The following is a 21,770-nucleotide window of genomic DNA, read 5'->3' as shown; positions in this document are numbered from 1 at the left end:
AAGTATTCCTTGCCGCCCTCCTGCACCTTGAACCTTGCGCCCTGTACCCTGAAACAAAAAAAAGCCCCCCGATTATTTCGAGAGGCTTTTGAATAAGTTTACTTCTTATATCAGATTCCGAGTCCGGTCTTAGCCGAGGAATCCGAGAACGGACTGAGGTCCGTTGTTGGCCTGGGCCAGTGCGGACGTTGCGGTCTGCTGCAGAATCTGAAGACGGACAGACTCACTCTGCTCTTTGGCAAAATCGGCGTCCATAATTCTACTCGATGCGGAACTGTTCGCGCTGATTGACTGCGAGAGCGTGACTTCACGGATGCTCAGTGAGGACTGGGTCATACCGATTTCGTTCACACGGCCGTTCATTGACTCAATTGCACCGTCGATACCTTCAAGGAACCCGCGATAGTCCGCAGCACTTGCTTGCGTGGCACCATCAGCGAACGACAGAGCACCAGCTCCAGCCGTTGACACAGAAATCGAACCAGTACCTGCGCCATCAAAAAGTTCAGATACATTCACAGCATCTATAGATGCTTCCAATGTATCTGATGCCCGCTCTCCAACCTGGAATGTCAGATCTACAGATCCTGAATATCCACCATCAGCACCGTTCAATAACTGCGTATCCTGGAATACTGTCTGGTCAGCGATATCGTTGATGTCTTCGGCTAGTTTGGAAATCTGGTCACCAATGTAGCCCCGTTCTTCAGCGCCAAGCGTATCATTCGCTGCCTGAGTCGACAGAGACTTCATTTCAATCAGGTTGTCCATCACCGTGTCAAAGCTTGACTCTGCAATATCAAGAACCGACTTGGCATCGCCCACGTTAGACATTGCCTGCTCAAGGCCGGCCACCCGGCTGTTCAATTTCGTTGCGATCGCATATCCGGCCGCATCATCTTCTGCCTTGTTGATCCGAAGACCGGTCGACAGCTTCAGCTGGTTGTCGGAAAGATCCCTGTTAATTCTGTTCAGCGACAGCTGGGAATCCAGCGACTGAATATTTGTATTGACTCTGTTTAAATCACCAAAACTTGCCATAATAGTTTACCTTTGTTTTTTGTTTATAAATGCTTTGTTGCGTTGGTTACAGCATTTATCGTAGGGCAAATCCGCTTCTTAAATATTTTTTAATCTTTTTTAGAACTTCCTATATAAAATGTTTAGTCAGTCTTGGTTAGGCTAACTTGGACAACAGTCAGTATTGGGCTTTTGGGATCCTATATGAAGATGTAACTTTCGCATTGGTATTAAGTTTAAGCCTTGTTGATAAATAAGTGAGTAGGAGTAGCATTGAACGTCGCTTGATACTTATAACCCATCTCCACCAAGAATTCATTTAGTAGCAAAAAGTCCTCTTTTTTCCCTGCTTCAAGATATAAAACTGGTTTATGCTCTATCAACGTATTTTTGGCTCCTTTTAAAACATCTAGCTCCATTCCTTCTACATCAATTTTAATTAAAATGATATTGTCATGAATCTCGATGCTATCCAATGTTATCACCTCTATAGCTCCATCATTATCATCAGTGATTGATAAACTTTGAGCACCTAAATTGAATGAAATGTTATCTTTAAAATTAGCAAAAGATTTTTTTCTGCCTACCCCTTTTTGGACAAGTTGAATGTTATTTGACAGCTTATTTATTTCAATACTTCTTCGTAAACTTTCTGCTAACTGCTTATTTGGCTCAAAGGAAATCACTTTACACTTACCAATACTAGCCATAAATAAAGAGTGATTTCCAATATTAGCTCCAATATCTAAAATTAGATCTCCCTCTTTTACTCTTCCCTTCATATCAAAGAGCATTTTTTCCTCATAGGGTCGTCCTGAATTTGCAATAATTCTTTGGATGTGGTCATTTTTCCACTGAGGTAGTAACATTTTATAATTTCCTGCATTACTTCTAACTGTAAAAACAGGTTCCGAAGAAGTTTTAATTGGAACACCATATTTTTCAATGATTCTTTGAATCTGCTCATCATTTTTACCATTAATCAGGTTTTCTTTCCACAATGTGTTTTGGTTCTCTTGCTTCCACTCTATCAGCTTATGTTCATAACGGCTTACTTTAAATTTCCCTCCATTCATTTTCACCATAAAATAAAGCCAAACATCATCTGCGGTGGGCGACAATCTCTGAAATAACTCAGTATTGGTTACATCTTTATGGAAAATTCCAGGAGGATATAGTGTACCCGCTCCAGAAGTAGGAAAATTCAATTCTGATGGCTTAAAACTTTCGCGATATTGCCATCCCCACTCTTTGTATGGTCGTAATTGCTCAGTATTATCAAACCGGATTCGATGAACTCTGTGAGCAACAACACATTCATTTGACTCATAATCCTGAACCAATCCCTGAATCCATCTCTTATTGTAGTAGAGGTCATCATCTGCTGTAATGATGAACGCTTCCGGATAGTTCTCTAAGGTAGGAATGATCTTTTTATAAGACTTCAAGTCTTCACAAAAACGGATAGCTACTCCACAATCTTCAAACTGAAGAATATCTTTGGTCAACGCATTTCTATCTTTTTCTGCGATCCAAAGTATGATCTTATCAGGTGATACAGATTGCTTGATCAAACTTAGGAGTGTCAATGGCAGGTGATTGAACCGGTCTGGATAGGAAGTAAGAGAAACCACCAATTCCCCTGGCAGAGAGTGTGATGAAGATCCGACAGCTCCTTTTTCAAGGATCATCTTAACCATAGTTTTAAAATAGTCACTCCGATCTGGACTGAAAGTAATCTCTTTTGAAGTAACAGGATATATAGGATTTGAACTAAAGAAATCCCTGATCAGAACAAAGTCTTTTTCTTCATCTTTTAGATAATGATGCATTTGGATCGAGCGATCGAAGGTATCACTTACCTCCACATTCCCTTCCAAAACCTCCAACAACTTCTGCTCCTGCTCCCCACTCAAATACGTCGTCCAATCTTTCAGCAAGATCCACGCTTCAACGGTACGCACCATCAGCCATTTGCTAAGGTCGGTTTTGATGGAGGCTTTGTCCTGCTCGGGGATGGGCAGCATGAAGGGCAGGTCCACGTTCATGTTCTCCTGGCCAAGTTTAGTGTTTTCGATCAGCTTTTGCATCACTTCAACGGCCTGGCTTCGTTTGCCGAGGGTATTCAGCGACCGAACCAGCGTAAACACAACTGACGAGCTATTGGCACCCTGGTTGTATAGGCCGATCAAAATTTGAGCCGCATTAAGCAGCAGACCTGCTTTTTGGCTTCTGGACTGATCAATTCCAGAATCTGTGACATCAATTTGCTCCGCGGCAATTAAATAGTTCAGTGCCTGCAGGTAGCTTACAATTCCTTCTGAATTACCGTGATTTTCCCACTGTTCCATCAGCTCATGGGTCCATGGAAGTTTACCCAGTTCTGTTTTCCAGAGATCTTGTTCTACATCTATAAGTTGAACTGATTCATCATGCAGCCAGCCGGCTTTCCTGAACTCTTCCGTTCGAGTGTCCGGGACGGCGATCAAATTCTGCATATAAGGATCGGCACCTGCCTCAATGTCGTGCTCAGCTAAAATTCCGGGGCCGGGGATGTATTCATAAAGAGCATAACCGTGTTCTTTCAACTCACTCACAAAGGCATTTGATCTCTGATCTGTGATTGAAATCAACAGCACGGGTGATTCCTGTTGCAATACCTCCGATGCCCCTTTCAGAACCCCGGCTTCCGCTCCGTTTACATCTATTTTCAGAACATCCAGTTTCGGCTCTCCCTCAAAATGCCACCAGCTGTCCAGTTTAATCGTTTGAACCTCTCCCTCAACGGTCTCATCCAGCCTGTTCTGCTCGGGTGTGTCGGCTGTTTTCCAGGCGTGTTTACCATTTTTTGCAGACACAGCTTTCCCGATCACCTCCAGGTTTTTGAAACCGTTTTCGAGCTTACTCATCTCAAGATGATGTTTCGTGACAGGGCCGGGTTCAAATGCAAATACCTTTCCTGATTCACCCACAAGTTTAGCAGCCGGCAGCGCATAGACGCCAAATCCGGCTCCTATATCCACGACACTCATTCCGGCTTTTAAGAAGTCACGTACAAAATCCAGCTCGTTTTCATACCACTGCTTTTGCTCCAGCAAAACGTATGGCGTCATCATTTCCAGGTCTGCAGGAGTACAGATTGTCACGCCATCGGTCGTTTCAATCTTATATTCATCAGGCTTCTTTTCATTTGCTACTGAACTGTTTTCCGAACCATTAGCTCTGACTGATCCATTTTCATGAACACCATTTAAACTTCCATTTACCGGAGTTTTATCAACTGCATGCATCGAATCATTTATTGCAGATCCATTTATCTCCTGTTCAATGTTATCCAGCATTCCCTGCATATCGTCAGACGGTTTCGTGGGTTGAACAGTCCTCTCAATATGCTGATCGTCAACTGCATCCACATCAATATGATTAGCCCAGTTCTCGCTGTTATCTTCAAAACCATCAGCCCACTGATGCCACGCGGCTCGCATCGCTTTTGCGAAATGGGCACCAAATCTTGGTCCGTCCGCAAGCGGAGACCCTTCAACCTGGCTTCGAAGCCCGGCTCTGAGTTCAGCCAGTTGTTCAAGATCGGCTGCTAGTTCTACTGTTTTCTCAATGTATTCTTCCCAGGTATCTGCCACCAGCTCCGGCAGACCGGCATTTATTAAGTGTGTGGTTGAATGGCGGCCCGCAAATGTTGGTCCCGGTTTCGTGATCACCGGTACACCCATCCAGAGCGCTTCACACGTAGTTAGTCCGCCGGAGTATGGCCATGGATCGAGAGCAATATCTACTTCATTATATTTATCCAGCAGTTCATCGTGCGGAGATAATCCTTCAAACCTAAGCCGGTCTTCACTGATCCCATTCTCTTTCATGGTATTGATGATCCTCTCCCGCAATGCCTCGGTGTCATACTGCTTACTTTTCAAAAAGAGGCGGCTTTCAGGTACACAATTCATGATCTGTGCCCATTTCACCAAAATTTCATCGTTAACCTTCGTCGGATTGTTAAAACAACCAAAGGTCACATATCCATTTTTCAATGAAGGCAGTTCACACACTTCCGGAGCATAATCAGGCGGTAAAAAGCTGATGTAATCATCCGGCATGCGAATCAGCTTTTCCGTGTAATATTTTTCTTCGCCTTCGGGCGTTTCGTAGTGATCGGTCAGCAGGTAGTCGACTGATTTCAGTCCGGTTGTGTTAAACAACCCGCCAACCCATTTTACTATGACGGGTGCCGGTTCCAGTGCTACTGTTTTCAGACGGGTATCCGCTGAGTGACCAGAGAGTTCAACAAGAATATCTATCTCATCTTCTCTGATCATGCCGGCAATTACCTGGTCGTTATACCCTATAACCGACTGCCATTTATCCGTGGCTTCGTGGATTCTGCGCGTAATTTTATCGTACGAATTATTGGTTGTATAGCAATACACCTCAAACTGATCGGAAGGCAAATTTTCCAGCGCCTTTGTAATCATCCAGCCCACAGGGTGCGTTCTGAATCCTCCGGAAATTAATCCCAGTCGTATTTTCTTGTCTTTGCTGCAGTTGAACGGCACGGGCCGCTTAGGTTTTTCGGCAGGTGAAAAGTGCTGGTCCCAAAGCTTATGAGCCTCAAAAATCTCTTCTTTGGTTCTCTCAGGGTTATAATGAACCCCCATCAGATAGTTCGACAGTGACTCAAATGACTCAGGCTGATCCTTGAACGCGATCATATAATGTTTTTCAGATTCGTCGAATCTCCCCAGCTCCTGCAGGCATAGCGCGTAGTTCACCCTTATGCCGCCAACTTTGGGAAACTCCTGGATCATCTTTTCATAGAGCTCAATCGCTTTCTCGTAGTTTCCTGCATATTTAAAATGTTCACCCAGTTCCACCCGGGCAGCCAGATGTTTTGGATCGTCTTTTAATACCTTGTAAATACACTCTTCCGCTTCATCATATTTACGCTGTTTCCGAAGCACCTGCGACTTCGCCAGGTAGGCCTCATAATATTCAGGGTCCACCTTAACTGTGATTTCATACAGTTCCAGCGCCTTGTTTAAATCACCCTGATCATTATAAATCTCTGCAATTCTGTAAGCTACGCTTGCACTTTTCTGATCAAGCGCATTCGCCTTTTGGTAGCATTTCAATGCATCTTCGAGCTTAGCCTGTGCCCTGTAGATAGAGCCAAGATGCAGCCAGCCTTTAAAGAATTCCGGTTTTTTTTCGAGCGCAATGTTTGCGTGTTCTTCAGCCTCCTCGTAACTGCCGAGGTTAAAGTAGCAGATAGAAATGGAGTGATGGGTTTCCGGCTCGTCAGCTCCCTGCCGTACCGACTCAAGCAGAAAACTTAGTGCTGTGCCATACTCTTTCTTCTGCAAAAAGGCGATGCCGGAAAAATGATACACCGGCCACGGCGCATTTTTCCGGTTCACAAGCGGCTTAAGGACTTTCATCGCTTCATCCGGTTTTGGTTTAGACTGGTTCAGAAGGGCTTGGGCTCTGGCAAGTTGTAATTTCAAAACGGTTCGGTTTGATCGGTTTGGGAATATTTATGAAGTCTCCGAACTGTTGATTTGCAAACAGGATGCCGTCTCACCTATTCGTTCAAACAAATGCCGTCATATCACTAAATATCAGCTATTTCCCTGTTTTTGTAACGTCTATTTTCTGATGCTACCTGGTAAAGTGAATGCCATTTTTTCCTTTAAGGGTAAATATTTTCCGCCTTGGTGATGCCCGTTTTCGTTAATAAAATTCACAAATGGACGATAAAATACTGCCGTACCTATTTGCAATTACTCCGCAGGAAAAAAAACGGGCATTGCGGAGCCATCAATCATGCATCACATAAATTTAACTTCATTTCTGCCTGAACTGGAATGGCTAAATCGCTAATTCTATTCAAAACAATATTTTCAGTCACAATTTTTACGTAGGCATGATGCTTGCGGACTTTGCGACTGACAACGTTTTCGGAGAAATATTATAAATTTCTCATAAACCGCACATAGTCTTAACCTTCCCTGCTGATCGCCGATAAATGCCTCAGACAGACGGTTTAAGTCTTGATTTAAACATTATGACAATCACTTATGCGTAATCCACAACTTGTATATCAGCAGCAATCTGTAAAAAATGCTTCACCACTCCAGCTGGTGGTAAAAATGTACGACTTAGTTCTGCAGGCCACATACAGAGAAGACGACAAGCGGGTACGGGAGATTCTCTCTACGCTTATTACCGGACTAAATTTCGATTATGAACCGGCCGGCCAGCTATTTTCTCTTTACAAGTATTGCCAGGGCTTGTCCCGAAAAGGCCAGTACGAAGAGATCAGGGAAGTTCTTGAACCCCTGAGAGATGCCTGGCAGGAAGTTGCAGGGCAAAACAAGGCAAAGATTGGGTAAGCCAATTTTTATAATCGTATCTAACACATTAAAATCTGACCCATGAATTCTGTACAAAGCTTATTCCGACAAAACAACCCGTATGAGAGTTTCGTACAGCAGCTCACGCAGATAGAAAGCCGCCAGAAACTACTGTTTGAAGATCAGCAGAAAGACCAGAAAGCGCGTAAGACGGCACTGGGTGATGTAAGTGAAGCGATCTCAAAATTTGTGAGTAAGATTGATGAATTTCAGAATCCGGGGAATACCGGGTTTCAGCCGATTAAGATCTCGTCTTCTGATGAATCTGTTGTGTCCATGAATTCGGCTGATGGCCTTGACCGACCATCTGACTACAACATCCAGGTAGACCGGCTGGCGAGTAATGACATTGGCCTGGGACAAATTATGGATGGCGAAGCTTTTGATCTCGCAGCACAGGGAGCCGGGTCGGTAACAATGACGATCGGTGACAAAACGGAAACACTTTCTATCACCACACAAAAAGAAGACGAAAATGGCGTGATGGTGGACATGAACAACCGTGAAGTGCTCGATGTTTTTGCAACTGCGATCAGCGAAACCTTTGGCGCTGAAGCGAGCGCAAGTGTCTTTAATGTATCGGGGACCGATGTTCAGTTCTCTATTCGGAGCTCAAAGTCAGGCTCTGAGGGCGCATTTACGCTCTCTGGCGCAACCGGCGTTCTTGCCGGGGTCACGGATCCTATGACCAAACTGGTGCCTGATGCAGCTAATCTTGATGCGCAGTTTACGATTGACGGCGTCACATTTTTGCGCAGTGAGAATACGGTGAGTGACGCTATTACAGGCCTTTCGTTCACTCTCCGTGGTGAAAGCACCGGAAATGTTCAGATGTCTGCACAGCGAGATCTGGAATCGAGTCGTGAAACGATTGATGATTTTATGGCATCGTTTAACGACATGAACAAAATTATTCGTGAACGTTCATTTATCAACAGCGATTCAAATACGCGAGGGCCGCTAAGAAATTTCCGGTCAATCAGAAACCTGACGCTCGATTTACGTCAGACCGGCCTGCTTCAAACAGACAGTGCAGACCCCAACACTTTGTCGCGGCTAACCGAAATCGGAATTGGATTTGAAAATGACGGTAAGATGGTTGTTGAAGATGAGGAGTTACTAAACGATGCTCTTTCTACCCGGCCTGAAGAGATTGCAGCGCTTTTTAGAAGCGAAGATTCAGCTATCGCAAAAATGAAAACACAGGCTGAGGCATTTACCAAGTCGGGGGGTATTATTTCATCACTCGAATCCGGAGTTGATCAGAAGATTTCACGATTGGACACCCGTATTGCCCGCGAAGAGCGTTTTCTGGAAGATTTTGAAGAGCGTCAGCGAGCAATATTTAATAAGCTGCAGCAGGTTATCGACCAGGGTGACGCCCAATTTCAAAGGGTAATGGCATACCGAAATTCAGTAGGTTTTTAAGAGACTTATAACCGTATTTAGCATCATAAATTCATAACATATGTCGAGCATTACTGAACATCTTAGTACACTTGTTTCACAGAGCAGCAGCATACTCAGTGACCTGAACAGCGATCTGTTATCGGTTGAGGAGCTGGCATCAAAAATGGATTTGCGAGATAATACAATCCGGATGCTTGACGCTCACAAAGAGGATCTGAACAATAGTTCCTTCAGTGATGAGGACAGAGAGGAAATCAAATCTCTGTTCGATAAATTCGAACGACTAAATTCTAAAATTGACCGCGCATTAAAGGATGCGCTTAACAAGAGCCGTGAGAATTTAGCGGCTGCAACCACAACACGAAAGGCAGATGATAAGTATCGCGTGCTGGCAAAACCAGACATCACACATTTTTAAGTAAAAGGCAGGAACAATTATGGATATCAATAATATATCAAACAAGATCGGTACTCAATTAAACGAATCAACTTCCTCAAACGGAAGCAATTCAGCATCAGAGATCTCCATTAGTAAATCTAATGACCCGATTTCTGACCGGGTTTCGATAAAGAATTATGGCTCAAATAAAGGTGAAGAACTATTTGCCAAAATTGAAATGGAAAAGCTAAACCAGTCATCGTTCGATAATTTGAAAACAATGAAGGCGAAAATATCCGAATACCAGGCCGCCAAAGAGGTATCTTCAGAGGCAGCAGACCAGACCGAAATCGGCCAACTATTAAACAATCCCGATGTTTGGGGAGAGATAGCCAACAAAATGTTAGATTAACATCTGTTTGTCGCCAGACTTTATCTCTGCCTTTTTAAGTATCAAATAATACTCAGCCCGTCAGCTATAAAAAGTTGGCGGGCTTTTTTATGTGCTTTAATCAAAAGTGGTTTAATTCCCCGACACTCTGGGTCGGAAAGAATATAAGTCCCCCTTAGAAGGGGGAAAGCGAACGGAGTGAGCAGGGGGATGACTTTCTTAGTTTCGAGGTGCCCTGAACTTGGTTCAGAAACATAACTGATCATCCCCCATTGCCCCCTTCAAAGGGGGACACTCTAGAATAAACTCCATATCCAATACCCAAATTCCCTAATACACTAAATACAAAAGACTCGCCTGTTTTATTTAACCCCATTTTTAATTAGCTTTTGGCCTGTCAAATTTTGGCAAATTTGTACATTACGACCTAGTTTTTGAGACGTTATGGCCTAAACAGAATACATATAAACGACTTTCGATAGACATCAGATATATTCATCTCTGTCTTGTGTGCTATACCCAAACACTGAATATTTCACAAAACATCTGGCTGTCCCCACACTTATCATATCCTACTAATTTACCTCACTGTGTATGAAAGGACGCATTTTGCTATTAGACGATGACAAACTCCTGCTCGGTTTTATGGATGAGCATTTGTCTAATCACGATTTTGAGACCATTGCATTCGACAATCCTGTTAAGGCGACCGACTACCTGAAAGACAATGAGGTAGACCTTGTAGTTACCGATGTAAAAATGAACGAGATGACCGGAGACGAAATCCTGGCGTTCGTAAAAAAACATCATCCTGACACAGGCGTGATCATGATTACCGGCTTTGGAAATATTCAACACTCGGTTAATGCCCTCCGAAAAGGTGCCTTTGACTACATCACCAAACCGTTCAAGGCAAAAGAGATTATTTTTAGGGTCGAGCGCTACTTCACTGCTGACCCGGACGAAATTGGACCCGGCAAACCTGCATCTCCTAAATCGACCCCGAGAAAAGAGGAATTAAAAAAATCGGAACACGTCAAGCGGCTGAATGACGATGTGATTGAGGGCGAGATGAAGTTTGTTGGCAACGATCCGAATATCAAAAAACTGATGCGTGTTCTGCCCAAGATTGCCCGCAATGATGCACCAGTGATGATTCAGGGAGAGAGCGGCACCGGGAAAGAGGTATTTGCGCACCAGATTCATATTAATAGTAACCGTGCAAAAGCGCCCTACATTAAAATTAATTGCGCCAACCTACCATCTGAGCTGGTTGAAAGCACATTATTCGGGCATAAAAAAGGTTCGTTTACAGGTGCCATTAGCGATCAGAAAGGGGCGTTTGATGAAGCCAACAGCGGAACACTTCTGCTTGATGAGATTACCGAAATTGAAATTAATGTCCAGGCCAAACTGCTTCGCGTCCTCCAGGAGAAAGAGTTCTATCGTGTGGGCAGCCAAAAGCCGATTAAAGCTGATGTGCGAATCCTGGCTACATCAAATAGAAATATCGGCCAATCCATTGTCGAGGGCAGCTTCAGAGAAGATCTCTACTATCGCCTGAATGTATTTCCCATTTCCATCCCGCCGCTGAGATACCGAAAAGGAGATATTCCCCTGCTGGCCCGGTATTTTGTTGAGCGCTATTCTAAACAGTACGACCTGGGTGAGAAAAAAATTGGCGATGAACTCATGGATTACCTCATGAGGCAGGAGTGGCGCGGGAACGTCCGGGAGCTCGACAACAAAATTCAGCGCGGTGTGATCCTCTCCGGTGAAGACACAGAAATCACCATTGAGCATATCGATAATCAGCTCTTTTCGAACGTGGATGACGAGCTGAGTCGTGAGGTGCTGTCCGATATGCCGCTGATGTCAATCGAGGACATGGAACTTCACATGATCAAGAAAACGCTGGAGCATACGCAGGGAAATCAAAAAGAGGCGTCCAAACTGCTCGGCATTTCTGACCGGACGATTCGGAATAAGCTGAAGAATCTTGAGGAAGGGGATTAGGGTGCAGGGTGCACGGCCGTCATCGCGGACTCTGATTCGCGATCTCTAATCCTCGCAAACCGAGGGATTAGCCACTTTTTGCGTGACCTGACAGCATTTCCGCGCTTTCTGCGGACTTCTGTCAGCGCCGGCGCAAAGCACCGGACAAACATGGCATGTCTTTTCAACCCACACACAACAAGCCATCCATCAACCGGTTTCAATCCATAGTGTTGTGCAATTCGAGACAGACATGCAATGTTTCAATCAAAGCATGTAATCAAAGAACAGGATCAACGCTGACAGATCTTTTGCAAGACCTGTCAGCGTAGCCGCACGCGTCTTTCGTGCGGATTCCTGACAGCGTCTCATTGTGGCGTAAATTTACTCTCAACAATTCATCAATCCAGACGCTTGCAAGAACTCACTCCGTTCGCACGCTGTCAGGTCCTCTGCTTCCTGATCCCAGACTCTGCCAGGACCTCCGCTCCGCTCCGGACTCTTGCAGGTCTTCAGTTTCTAAATCGCGATGAGTTTTCGGGCACGTTCAATTCTGTCTGTTTTTGATAGCGCAACGATTAGCCGGCGTCTGTATTCTGCATTCTTCGGCTCCGCATCATACAGCCGCTCATATAATTCGGCAACGAAGGCGTACCACTTATTGGTCATGAACAGTGTCATATAATCATCAAGTTCATTTAATTGACGGTCCGAAAGTTCATTGGGCAGATGCTTTTCAAACATCTCTTTAAAATAAAATATAGCGCGTTCGCGTTTGCCCAGCTCTATCGAGATCATCAGGATCTTTCGCAGAAGATGGCGATCTTCTTCACCGTCGCCCTTGCTCTGCGCAGAGTAGATTTCTTCCAGGTACCGGAAAGCGTCCTGTTTATGACCGGCTTTCGTTGCCAGTTCACCAAGCTGTTCCAGGGTCTCTTTCTCATCCATCGCTTTGTCGTAGGTGGCCCGGCCCGGCTGATTAAGATACTCATAATAGGCTTTCAGGGATTCATATGCTTTGCCCCACTGCTTATTTAGCTGGTGGATACGATACTGAATCAAGTACGGAAGCCGCTGGACAGGCTCTGCCTCAAGAGATTTATCGGCCAGCTGCAGGGCTTTTGGCCACTTATACTGCTCGGTATAGCACCTGGTGAGACCGTTCACAGCTCCAAGTCTGTCGAATGGAAGAAGCCTTTCAATCTTTAAGATATTCCTGAACTGGGCAGCAGCCTCTACATATTTCCTGGCCTCCATCAGCCGTTCCGCCTGAAGCAGATATGCAGCAGGAGTAATTTTACGAATTGACATTTCGTCTTCAACTTTGATTGACCCAATCAAATCAGACGCACGATCGACCAGCAATGGCTGTCCGAAGAGAGTAATGTCGTTTTCAACTATATAGCTTGTACAGTCAGGCAGGTTCTTTCCCGCAAACGGGTTATCTGCCGAGCGGTGGACTAAACGCACCTGGTAGATGGTTTGAACTGATTTTGCATCCTCGCGGCAAATGCTTGCCGATACCATTGTTTTAGATGTAAGCTGCTCTTTTTCCGGAAGCGTGTAAAAGCTCAAATCTTCTCCGGATTCCAAAAACAAAACCCACTCCCTGCTTGCGTTCTTCAGGTGATCGTTCAACTTACCGGCAACACCTTCCGTTTCCGGGTCGTACTGGACCCATGTTATAGACTCTTCGGTTTTACCGTGTCCTGATTCAGGCGAGAGAATCGTTACAGCTCCAAACTCATTTTTTAGCGTATCCAGCTTATCAGAAAATATTTGTGATGCAGCCGGAAAGTGTAATACACATTCTATCCAGGAGTAATCTCTGCGAAATTCGCCCTTGACACTGTTTACAGATGAAAGCATATGAACCTAAGGTTATGTCAATAATTATATGATATTTTTTTGTATATCCGTTTAAATAACCGGTTTATTCACCTCTAAACGAATACAAATACAGGCTACAGGTAATTAAGCAGCGAGTTCCCAAACATTTTACTGTGCACAGCCATGGCAGAATCAAAGGCGACTTGAATCCGTTGCATTTCAGAAAATGCCTCTGCATAATCTGTGTCAACCATTTCGCTCACGTCAGATTGCTGGGAAATTCTTGTGGATTCGTACTGTTCAAACACATAACCCATTCGGTTAATATTATTCCCAAGCCTCGAAGTAACCGTTGTAACATGCTCAATAGAATCGTCAATGCCGTCAATCATTCCAGACAGTGCATCAGCATCGTTATTCCGAAGGGCCTGCTCGATGTTGCCTATCACCTCAAACAGATCCCCGGAATCAGTATCCCGCAACTCTGTTCCGGTAATACTGATATCGAGCTTAACGCCATCTGCCACCGTTACCTGGGGAGGTGTGTTATTGCTGTTATTGGTTACACCACCAGGGCCAACGCCATCATTTACAAATGGCTCCTCGTCACTATTGGTACCGGCAAACAGGTATCGGTCGCCGTAGCTTTGGTTTAGCGTAAACACCATACTATCGCGGATTCCCGCAACTTCATCGGCCATATTTGTCCGTACGTCCGCATCAGCCGAACCGTTTGCTCCCTGCGTCAGAATTCGTTTGATATCGATCAGCCGGTCGGTTGTTTCATCAAGAGCTTCCTGTGCCATTCGGCCCTGGCGCAGTCCGCCGCTGATGTTGCTTTGATACTGCTCTTCTTTCCGGATGTTCTCTTCAATAATACGACTCCGCTCAAATTCGGTAGGTCCCTGCGACGGAATCCGAACTCGTTTTCCGCTTGAAAGATCAGACTGTACGCTTGCAAGCTCACTGCGGTTCCGGTTTACGTCCCGCATAAAGTTGCCGAATAATATTTTCTGTGTAATTCTCATATTTTCTTACCTCGTTAAGCCAATTAAGGTGTCATACATTTGCTGGGCGGCCGACATCACGCGAGCCGCACCCTGGTATGCATTTTGGTACTGAATCATCATGCTCAGCTCTTCGTCTACGTTTACACCCGCCTCGCGTTCCTGTTGTGCGGTGAGCATAGAAATTTCAGAGTCCCGAACTTCCATACCTGATCGAATCTCACTCAGGTTCCGTCCCGGTGTACTGATCAGATCTACGGAATAGTCGACCAGTTTTCGACCACCGATCACATTTTCATTTCTCAGGTCTGCCAGCTGACCGGCTATTTCTCCATTCCCCGCTTCGCCATCGGCTGATGAGGCAGCAATGTGTCCTACGTTTGCACGAATATCGTCACTGACTTTTATATTTGATGCATCCGTAAATGACGGATCAAAAAAGTTTCGGGTATTTCCATCTTCCAGGCCATACCCCTGGCTGTGAATTGTATTAAACTCATCCACAAGAGTTGAAGCAACCTCATCAAGCCGCTCCTTTAATTCCGGAATTCCATTTTCGTACATCTCAATATCGGCCCCAAGCTTACCGCCGGTAGATTCAACCAGCTTGCCGCTGTCTAACCTGAGGTTGAATGTTTTATTGACGTCATCAATTTCAGCACGCATCGTCGAGGCTTTGTCTTCATCGAGCACAAGCACACCACCTACCCGAAGCTGAAGCGCTCCTTTTTCCGTCACCTGGCTCTCGAAATCAACCAGGCCCGATAGCTTTTCCAGTTTCTTTACCTGCATATCAAGGCTGGCGTGATCGGGCTTACCGGACGACTCGCCTTTAGTGATCGCACTATTCAGCGTATCTAAATCCTGTAATATCTGGTTGATGTTTTCAATCGTACTGTTGGCAGAATCCTGAACAAGATTGCTTGTCCGGTCAATATTTCGGCTGATATCACTAAGTTTGCTCGTTAGCTGGTCGGCTTCAGTCAGCAGAGAATTTCTGACGCTCATATCCTGCGGATCTGAGGAAAGTGATGAAAACATATCGAATACCCGACCGATTCTTACATCCAGGTCCCCGCCGCTATCAGACGCCATAGATGCTTCCAGCTGATCAAAAATTTGTGACTTCTCCTGCAAAAAACCCATATCCTGGCGTTTCTCATTCAGCACCACGTCAGTCATATCATTTCTCATCCGTGTAATACTGGTGATATTTACACCAAGGCCGGCATGAAACCCGGTCATACGCATTCCAACCGACTCCTTGTCAACCCGCTGGCGGGTGTATCCCGGTGTATCCGCGTTGATGATATTATTGGACGTGACCGACAGGGACCGCTCGGCTGCCCGCAATCCGCTTTTCGAAATTTCAAAAAGTGTTTTCATAATTTTATGCTTCCTGGTTTACAGCTACGCCGGACGCCACATGAGATTTCTGGCCGGTAGGGCTATAATGGCTGTTTTTATTATTAAATAACGTGTAGAAAGAGTGCATCAGACGGGTGTTTCTGTTAAGCGCAAACTCGAGCAGATCCACCAGCTGTTTGTTCTTCCGCTGTAAATTTTTTGCATTCTGAGAGAGTGTCGCTTTCCATTGATTAATAACCTGCTCTTCGCCGGGAAATCTCATCACTAAATCACCCAGTTTAGGTAGTCCGCCGTCGTCACTCCCCTCCACATTTCGCTCCAGCTCTACAATAAAAGCGCGCTCATATTTTTTGTATTCGCTCTGAATCGCCGTCTGCTTCTCCGTGAGTTCTTCAATTTTTTCCGGTGATGACGATATAATCGCCTGAATCTGCTCTTCCATTACATAAATGAGCTGTTCGGATGTTTCCCGAAGGTCCAGAACAATGTTATCCATATCGCGGAGCTGGTCGGTGCTGATTGTTTGGGTGTTCATAGTTGGTTGGGTTTTATGTGTTGCTCTTAAACTTTTTCTGATGAATTATTCCAATATTTAGAGACCAGGTCTCCCATTCCAAGCTTTCGCTGTTCTGCGAGTTCGCTGGCAAGAGCATCCGTAATAAACTCCCGGTACAAACTATTCGATTTGCCCATACCAGTTTCATTATCGGCCATTTTGAATGAGTCTTTAGTGAGTTCATTGACCAGATGCCGGGCAAAAATCTCTTCAAAATCCGTTGCAGCCTGTTCCTTTTTGATATCCTCGCTGCGATTCTGACTAACCTGCCTCTGTGCAATATTTAGAAAATTTTCAACCTTCATAGTTGTCTGCTGGGTATGTTTGATGCTGCCTGTAATTGACCTTTAATGATAATTGGATTAATTCCCTGACCCTCTGGGTTGGAATAGATAGAAGTCCCCCTTCGAAGGGGGAAGCGAACGGAGAGAGCTGGGGGATGACTTTCCAAGTTTCGATTTGTCCATATTTTAGTTCTGATCCTTAACAGATCATCCCCCATTGCCCCCTTCGAAGGGGGACACTCCAGAATAAACTTCATAATTGACCAAAAGTTATAGGTTTCACGTTGACATCTTGGCAGCTCTGCCTCGAGATAGTTCATTTCTTCAAATGAGTTCCTAAGTCTCCTCTAACAAGTGGAGATACAGAGGGGTGTTCATTGTATTCACTAAATTCCTAATGAACACCCCCCTTCCCGTAAGGGATCCCTTCGGGGCATTCCCCCTTTATTAAGGGGGACTTTTTACAATTTCATTTTATAAGTAAAAGTCATATACATGCTGATATCTGGTCTGAATAACTTCATTTACATTACAATCAATTTCCCGCGCATCGCCCCGGCCTGATCCAGCGCCTGGAAAATGGAGATGATATCGCGAGGACTAAGCCCCAGCGAATTCAGCGCGCCCGACAATTGTTGAACCGTCGTATCCGGATCAAGAAGAATTGTTTGAGCCGACTCTTCACTTATACCCACCTCTGGTACCGGTACCACTACTGTTTCCCCTTCGCCAAATGGCTGCGGCTGGCTCACAAACGGGCTCACCTGCGTTCGTACCTGGATATTTCCGTGGGCAATCATCACCTCATCAATTATAATTCTGCCGCCGGCCACAATTGTGCCGGTCCGTTCGTTGATAACCACACGCGCCGGTGTGTCTACTTCAATTTCTTCTTCGAGAATAAGGCTGGTAAAAATGTTCCGTGCGCCCTCTTCGCGAAACGCCTCCGGCCATTCTACATGTACCACGCCGGGATGGTGAACAATGGCAAGCTCTTCATCAAACCGCTCATTGATTGTCTCAACAATTCTGCGGGCGTTGGTGTAGTTTGGGGCACGAAGCACAAGGCCCAGCGGTTCATTTGTATTATGTGAAAATTCATTATTTGATTCTACAACGCCGCCGCTTGGAATCGTTGCTGTGAGAGTCTGGTTTCTTGTCACCCGCGCGCCGGGTATTTCTGCGGTGATGCCACCAACGATTAACGACCCCTGTGCTTTGGCTGAAATCTCTTCGTTATCGGGATCGAATAGTGGCGTTTGGAGCAGTACTCCGCCTTGAAGGCTGCTTGCATCGCCCAGGGAAGATACCGTTACATTAATCTCACTGCCGGGCGCATGATACGGGCCGATGGTTGCCGTAACCATGACGGCGGCCACGTTTCGCGTTCGCAGACGATCTGCATCAACCGTGATCCCAAAATTCTCAAGCATGTTAGCAATCGACTGCACCGTGAAAACCGATCCCCGGCTGCTGATGGTTCGGTCACCCGTCCGGTCGAGGCCTGTTACGAGTCCATAGCCGATCAGCTCCCTGCGCTGAGCATTTTGAATCTCTACCAGCTCACTCAGCTGCGTTTGTGCCAGTGCTGCTTCCGTGACAAAAAGAGTCACAAAAAGTGATATCAGCAAACAGGACGCTGACCTGAGCAGATGTTGCATTAATTTATTTTGATGAGTCATTGTCTGAATCTCGCAAATTACTGGTTCATAAAAATTGCAGCACCAAGTACCAGTCCAACACCGCCAAGCACAATTCGACGAATGCGCCCCTGTTTTTTGGTGATCTCATACAGTCCGCCTTTCTGCTGGTAGCTGATATTTGCGTTAGCCACCCGGTATGACAGCACCCGGTTCCGGCTGTCCACGTCATTCTGGCGAATAATGCCGGTCAGGCTCATTTCATGGGTTTCCCCGTTAATTTCAGTTGACCGCGTGCCCTCAACAATCAGGTCTCCAAGAGCTGTAACTTCAATAATCTGAACGCTCATCAAACCTTCCAGAAGCTGGCGCTGGTTTGAACGGTTTTGCGCATCGGCCCCGTAGTTTACCTGGGCATCCCCTCCAAAGGTCGGTTCAAACGGGATAAAATTGCCCGACACCGAGCCCGATGCAGAACCGTTTGAGTTCGACGAGCGGCGATTATCCGCTGTAGAACTGCCCGAAATATTTTCAGTGAGCACAACGGTGATGATGTCGCCCACCTGGTTGGCTTTTACATCGCTGAACAGCGACTGTTGCGCAACTGCAGCCGACTGAGCCGACAGCAGCAGAACTAAAATGGTTACTGCAAATCCTAATTTCATAGTGTTCCTTTCCATAGTACTACTCCCGGGCTGCTTACTTTGCCCACGTATCGTTTTCGGGTTTCTTTGTTGTAAATCGTAATCTCATCATCTTGGGCACCACTCTGCCGGGCTTCTCCTTCAATTACAATCCGCAAGCCGTTTTGTTCATAAATCATTTCTACCGTATCGCCTGCTTCCACCAGGTAGTCTGAGCTGATGTCGGCATACCGAATAGGCTGCCCATCAGAAAGAGTTCGCCGCAGTGTTTTCCCCTCAATTTCATTGATCTGTTCCACCAGCTGCCCGCGATCGTATGGAACCGACACCCAGCGCATTTCAAGTGATCTGTTCTCCAGAATGTCACCACTCATAATTCGCTGAGTCGCAACCGGAAGCATCCGCTCTGTTTCCACCATTAGCTGTACGTTTGCCGTTTGTGTTCGGCCTCTCTCGCGATAGGTGACCGTGAAGTTGGTATAGCGCTCAACATTGCCTTCCGGCTCAACCGAGGTGATTTTGGCTGCATCAACCCGCTCCAGGCTGCCGGGTATCCATCGCGGTGTTACCGAGAACCGGTACGCATCTGAATCGTGGCTGGTATTTAAAGCATTTAACGCTTTCCTGATAATGACCTCTCTTGTTTCGCCACCCGTTTTCTGGGCTGAGGGCGTATCTGCAATATCGAGATCAGTTCGTTCAAACTGCCAGGTATGTGCAGCATCCGGCGTTTGCGGGCTGATGTGCGGTTCTGCGGGAGATTGCCCCCCAAGGAGTGAAAGTGTCATCATAATTATGAGGATCACGGGTCTGTTATCGTTTTATCTGGTTGGTCATTGACATCATATCTTCTGCCGTCTGAACCATCTTGGAATTGGTTTCGTAGGCACGCTGCGCCTCAATAAGGTTTACCATCTCCTTCACAATATCCACGTTCGACTGCTCGAGGAAACCCTGGCGCATGACGCCAAAACTTTCCATTCCCGGCGTGCCGTAGAAAGGCAGGCCCGATGCTTCAGATTCTGAAAAGAGGTTGTCGCCCAGTGCTTCGAGCCCGCCGGGGTTCACAAACTTGGCAAGTTCAATTTGGCCCAAATCTATAGCCGTGCCATCGCCCGCCATTTGTGCGGTTACAATGCCTTCCTGTGAGATACTCACGCCCACAGCATCTTCTGGTATTTCAATTTGATCGGCCAGTGGTAACCCGGAGTTATTGACAAGCATACCGGTAGAATCACGGCTGAAATTTCCGTCCCGTGTATACGCGACAGATCCATCAGGCATTTCCACCTGGAAGAAACCTGATCCGCTGATTGCAAGATCGAGCGCGTTGCCGGTTTCCGTGATAGATCCCTGGGAAAAGTTTCGAATCGTTGCTACTGCGCGTGATCCGTGGCCAATCTGAAGTGACGGGGCATCATTGGAGATTCGGTTTGCCGCCGATCCATGTTTTGATGATTCCACATTTTCGTAGAACAGATCCTGGAACGCAATAGTCGTGCGCTTGTAACCTGTTGTACCAACGTTCGCGAGGTTATTCGCGATGTTATCTACTGATTTTTGCTGGGCACTCATTCCAAGTGCGCCGGTTGTTAATGCTCTGAACATACGTTTTACCTGTTATTTAAATTAAAATCGGCCGAGGCTGGAAGTTGCCTGAGCAAGGGTTTCATCGGTTGTTCTCATAGCCCGCTGCTGGGCTTCAAACATTTGCGAGTTTCGCATCATATCCACCATTTCCTGTAGCGGTTCAACATTTCCTTTCTCGTAAAATCCCTGCATTACATTGCTTTCACCAGACACATCCACCAGTTGTGATGCCGGTGCTGAAAAATAGTTTGATCCTTTTCTTTCAAGGCTTGAAGGGTCATTTACACCCACAATTTTGAGCTGATCATATACTTCCCCGTTTAGCCTAAGCGTGCCGTCTTTACCAACGGCGAGATCTATCCCGCTGCCATCACCTGTTGCCTGAAAATATTCAGGTATATGAATGGCGCCTGAGTCCCCGATTACGTTTGCTCCTTTACTATTCAGCAGGTAGCCGTCTGAGTCGAGACTAAAGCGTCCGTCACGTGTCAGGTATGATTCGCCATTTTCTTCAACCGCAAAAAATCCCTTCCCGTCAATTCCAAAGTCGAAGGTATTGCCAGTGGGCTCTAATACGCCCTGCGAGAGATCAATTTGCTGCATATCAACGGTTGTTTGTACATCCTGGCCGTTAATTTGCTCCGACATCAGCCGGTGAAACAGCTTATTCCCTTTAAAACCGGGCGTGTTGATATTTGCTAGATTGTCTGCAGTTACATCTTGTGCCCGTGAGAGCATCTGCAATGCCTGCATCTGAGCCTGAAATCTGTCGATCATAGCGTTTTGAAAATCTGTTAATGCCGCGATAGTCGCAGCGTCAATAATGTTGCAGCCATGCAAACGGCCTGCCCCTCGTGTAGATCAAATTCTATGCCATCCGCTATTTCAGTGCCTAAACAACCCTCAGCTCTGGTAAGTCTGCTGTCCAGTAATCACCCCTCAGCAACCGTTTGACGGCATTTTATTAGCGCATTCTTAGTGCAGGTTTATTTAAATAGATGATTCTGCCACCGGCAACACGGATTTCCTGCAAGCAGAAAGTTTTTCCCGCTACCGTCTGTTCAGCGTTGTATCCGTTCATCCGGGGGGTTGGAAATCTTTTCCTTATGATGGAGAATTTATCCCGATACCTTTCCGGGGAATGTGGCCCTGAGCCCGTCAGCATCACATAGAAGATTGGTACTGTATTTGAAACTATACAGACAGAGATCAACCACTATGTATTATGTCTGAC

17 protein-coding genes are annotated in these 21,770 nt (G+C 45.9%); 5 read left to right on the top strand and 12 right to left on the bottom strand.

Features of this window, described 5'->3' with window-relative positions; translation table 11 throughout:
- Positions 1-129: 129 nt before the first annotated feature.
- Together AABW11_RS04400 and AABW11_RS04395 are read right to left on the bottom strand one after the other, a co-directional pair.
- Positions 130-1,041 carry a flagellin gene (locus tag AABW11_RS04400; protein ID WP_340103568.1) on the bottom strand — a complete coding sequence of 304 codons (912 nt, stop codon included), beginning with the start codon at positions 1,039-1,041 and terminating at the stop codon, positions 130-132.
- A gap of 215 nt (positions 1,042-1,256) precedes the next feature.
- Complete coding sequence (locus AABW11_RS04395; RefSeq protein ID WP_340103567.1) at positions 1,257-6,533, bottom strand: FkbM family methyltransferase; 5,277 nt, start codon at positions 6,531-6,533, stop codon at positions 1,257-1,259.
- A 573-nt stretch (positions 6,534-7,106) separates the two neighbouring features.
- On the opposite strand from AABW11_RS04395, the gene AABW11_RS04390 reads away from it, so the two are divergent.
- The 5 genes from AABW11_RS04390 (at position 7,107) to AABW11_RS04370 (ending at position 11,638) form a co-directional block, all read left to right on the top strand.
- Complete coding sequence (locus tag AABW11_RS04390) at positions 7,107-7,421, top strand: flagellar export chaperone FliS (RefSeq protein WP_340103566.1); 315 nt, start codon at positions 7,107-7,109, stop codon at positions 7,419-7,421.
- A gap of 42 nt (positions 7,422-7,463) precedes the next feature.
- The gene (gene fliD / locus AABW11_RS04385) at positions 7,464-8,870 is read left to right on the top strand and encodes a flagellar filament capping protein FliD (protein ID WP_340103565.1); all 1,407 of its coding nucleotides are present in this window, start codon (positions 7,464-7,466) and stop codon (positions 8,868-8,870) included.
- 40 nt (positions 8,871-8,910) lie between these two features.
- Positions 8,911-9,270: a hypothetical protein gene (locus AABW11_RS04380; protein ID WP_340103564.1), complete on the top strand. Its 360-nt coding sequence runs from the start codon at positions 8,911-8,913 to the stop codon at positions 9,268-9,270.
- A 19-nt stretch (positions 9,271-9,289) separates the two neighbouring features.
- The gene (locus tag AABW11_RS04375; RefSeq protein WP_340103563.1) at positions 9,290-9,643 is read left to right on the top strand and encodes a hypothetical protein; all 354 of its coding nucleotides are present in this window, start codon (positions 9,290-9,292) and stop codon (positions 9,641-9,643) included.
- Between the two features lie 573 nt (positions 9,644-10,216).
- Entirely contained in the window at positions 10,217-11,638 is a 1,422-nt protein-coding gene (locus AABW11_RS04370; RefSeq protein ID WP_340103562.1) for a sigma-54-dependent transcriptional regulator, read from the top strand.
- A 498-nt stretch (positions 11,639-12,136) separates the two neighbouring features.
- Here AABW11_RS04370 and AABW11_RS04365 read toward each other — a convergent pair whose 3' ends face one another.
- The 10 genes from AABW11_RS04365 to AABW11_RS04320 all read right to left on the bottom strand — a co-directional run bounded on the left by AABW11_RS04365 (position 12,137) and on the right by AABW11_RS04320 (position 21,313).
- Positions 12,137-13,486, bottom strand: a complete 1,350-nt coding sequence (locus AABW11_RS04365; protein ID WP_340103561.1) for a tetratricopeptide repeat protein — start codon at positions 13,484-13,486, stop codon at positions 12,137-12,139.
- A 95-nt stretch (positions 13,487-13,581) separates the two neighbouring features.
- A complete protein-coding gene (flgL, locus tag AABW11_RS04360) occupies positions 13,582-14,475 on the bottom strand; it encodes a flagellar hook-associated protein FlgL (RefSeq protein ID WP_340103560.1) in 894 nt (297 codons plus the stop codon).
- Positions 14,476-14,481: 6 nt separating this feature from the next.
- A complete protein-coding gene (gene flgK, locus AABW11_RS04355) occupies positions 14,482-15,840 on the bottom strand; it encodes a flagellar hook-associated protein FlgK (protein ID WP_340103559.1) in 1,359 nt (452 codons plus the stop codon).
- A gap of 4 nt (positions 15,841-15,844) precedes the next feature.
- Entirely contained in the window at positions 15,845-16,357 is a 513-nt protein-coding gene (gene flgN / locus AABW11_RS04350; RefSeq protein WP_340103558.1) for a flagellar export chaperone FlgN, read from the bottom strand.
- A gap of 26 nt (positions 16,358-16,383) precedes the next feature.
- Positions 16,384-16,683 carry a hypothetical protein gene (locus AABW11_RS04345; RefSeq protein ID WP_340103557.1) on the bottom strand — a complete coding sequence of 100 codons (300 nt, stop codon included), beginning with the start codon at positions 16,681-16,683 and terminating at the stop codon, positions 16,384-16,386.
- 503 nt (positions 16,684-17,186) lie between these two features.
- A complete protein-coding gene (flgI, locus tag AABW11_RS04340; protein WP_340103556.1) occupies positions 17,187-18,323 on the bottom strand; it encodes a flagellar basal body P-ring protein FlgI in 1,137 nt (378 codons plus the stop codon).
- A gap of 38 nt (positions 18,324-18,361) precedes the next feature.
- The gene (locus AABW11_RS04335) at positions 18,362-18,967 is read right to left on the bottom strand and encodes a flagellar basal body L-ring protein FlgH (protein WP_340103555.1); all 606 of its coding nucleotides are present in this window, start codon (positions 18,965-18,967) and stop codon (positions 18,362-18,364) included.
- Positions 18,964-19,752: a flagellar basal body P-ring formation chaperone FlgA gene (flgA, locus tag AABW11_RS04330; RefSeq protein WP_340103554.1), complete on the bottom strand. Its 789-nt coding sequence runs from the start codon at positions 19,750-19,752 to the stop codon at positions 18,964-18,966. The genes AABW11_RS04335 and flgA overlap by 4 nt, the downstream gene beginning before the upstream one ends.
- A 7-nt stretch (positions 19,753-19,759) precedes the next feature.
- The gene (gene flgG / locus AABW11_RS04325; RefSeq protein ID WP_340103553.1) at positions 19,760-20,554 is read right to left on the bottom strand and encodes a flagellar basal-body rod protein FlgG; all 795 of its coding nucleotides are present in this window, start codon (positions 20,552-20,554) and stop codon (positions 19,760-19,762) included.
- Between the two features lie 21 nt (positions 20,555-20,575).
- The gene (locus AABW11_RS04320) at positions 20,576-21,313 is read right to left on the bottom strand and encodes a flagellar hook-basal body protein (RefSeq protein ID WP_340103552.1); all 738 of its coding nucleotides are present in this window, start codon (positions 21,311-21,313) and stop codon (positions 20,576-20,578) included.
- Positions 21,314-21,770: the final 457 nt, after the last annotated feature.

It is taken from the genome of Rhodohalobacter sp. 8-1 (genome assembly GCF_038150125.1).
In the GTDB taxonomy this organism is placed as follows: Bacteria; Bacteroidota; Rhodothermia; order Balneolales; family Balneolaceae; genus SW132.
Note: the sequence above shows the minus strand (reverse complement) of the source record. Positions and strands in the feature narration are given on the sequence as shown.

Coding starts and splice junctions, on each gene's coding strand:
- AABW11_RS04400 (WP_340103568.1), bottom strand. CDS start 1,041: ATGGCAAGTTTTGGTGATTTAAACAGAGTCAATACAAATATTCAGTCG.
- AABW11_RS04390 (WP_340103566.1), top strand. CDS start 7,107: ATGCGTAATCCACAACTTGTATATCAGCAGCAATCTGTAAAAAATGCT.
- fliD (WP_340103565.1), top strand. CDS start 7,464: ATGAATTCTGTACAAAGCTTATTCCGACAAAACAACCCGTATGAGAGT.
- AABW11_RS04380 (WP_340103564.1), top strand. CDS start 8,911: ATGTCGAGCATTACTGAACATCTTAGTACACTTGTTTCACAGAGCAGC.
- AABW11_RS04375 (WP_340103563.1), top strand. CDS start 9,290: ATGGATATCAATAATATATCAAACAAGATCGGTACTCAATTAAACGAA.
- AABW11_RS04370 (WP_340103562.1), top strand. CDS start 10,217: ATGAAAGGACGCATTTTGCTATTAGACGATGACAAACTCCTGCTCGGT.
- AABW11_RS04365 (WP_340103561.1), bottom strand. CDS start 13,486: ATGCTTTCATCTGTAAACAGTGTCAAGGGCGAATTTCGCAGAGATTAC.
- flgL (WP_340103560.1), bottom strand. CDS start 14,475: ATGAGAATTACACAGAAAATATTATTCGGCAACTTTATGCGGGACGTA.
- flgK (WP_340103559.1), bottom strand. CDS start 15,840: ATGAAAACACTTTTTGAAATTTCGAAAAGCGGATTGCGGGCAGCCGAG.
- flgN (WP_340103558.1), bottom strand. CDS start 16,357: ATGAACACCCAAACAATCAGCACCGACCAGCTCCGCGATATGGATAAC.
- AABW11_RS04345 (WP_340103557.1), bottom strand. CDS start 16,683: ATGAAGGTTGAAAATTTTCTAAATATTGCACAGAGGCAGGTTAGTCAG.
- flgI (WP_340103556.1), bottom strand. CDS start 18,323: ATGCAACATCTGCTCAGGTCAGCGTCCTGTTTGCTGATATCACTTTTT.
- AABW11_RS04335 (WP_340103555.1), bottom strand. CDS start 18,967: ATGAAATTAGGATTTGCAGTAACCATTTTAGTTCTGCTGCTGTCGGCT.
- flgG (WP_340103553.1), bottom strand. CDS start 20,554: ATGTTCAGAGCATTAACAACCGGCGCACTTGGAATGAGTGCCCAGCAA.
- AABW11_RS04320 (WP_340103552.1), bottom strand. CDS start 21,313: ATGATCGACAGATTTCAGGCTCAGATGCAGGCATTGCAGATGCTCTCA.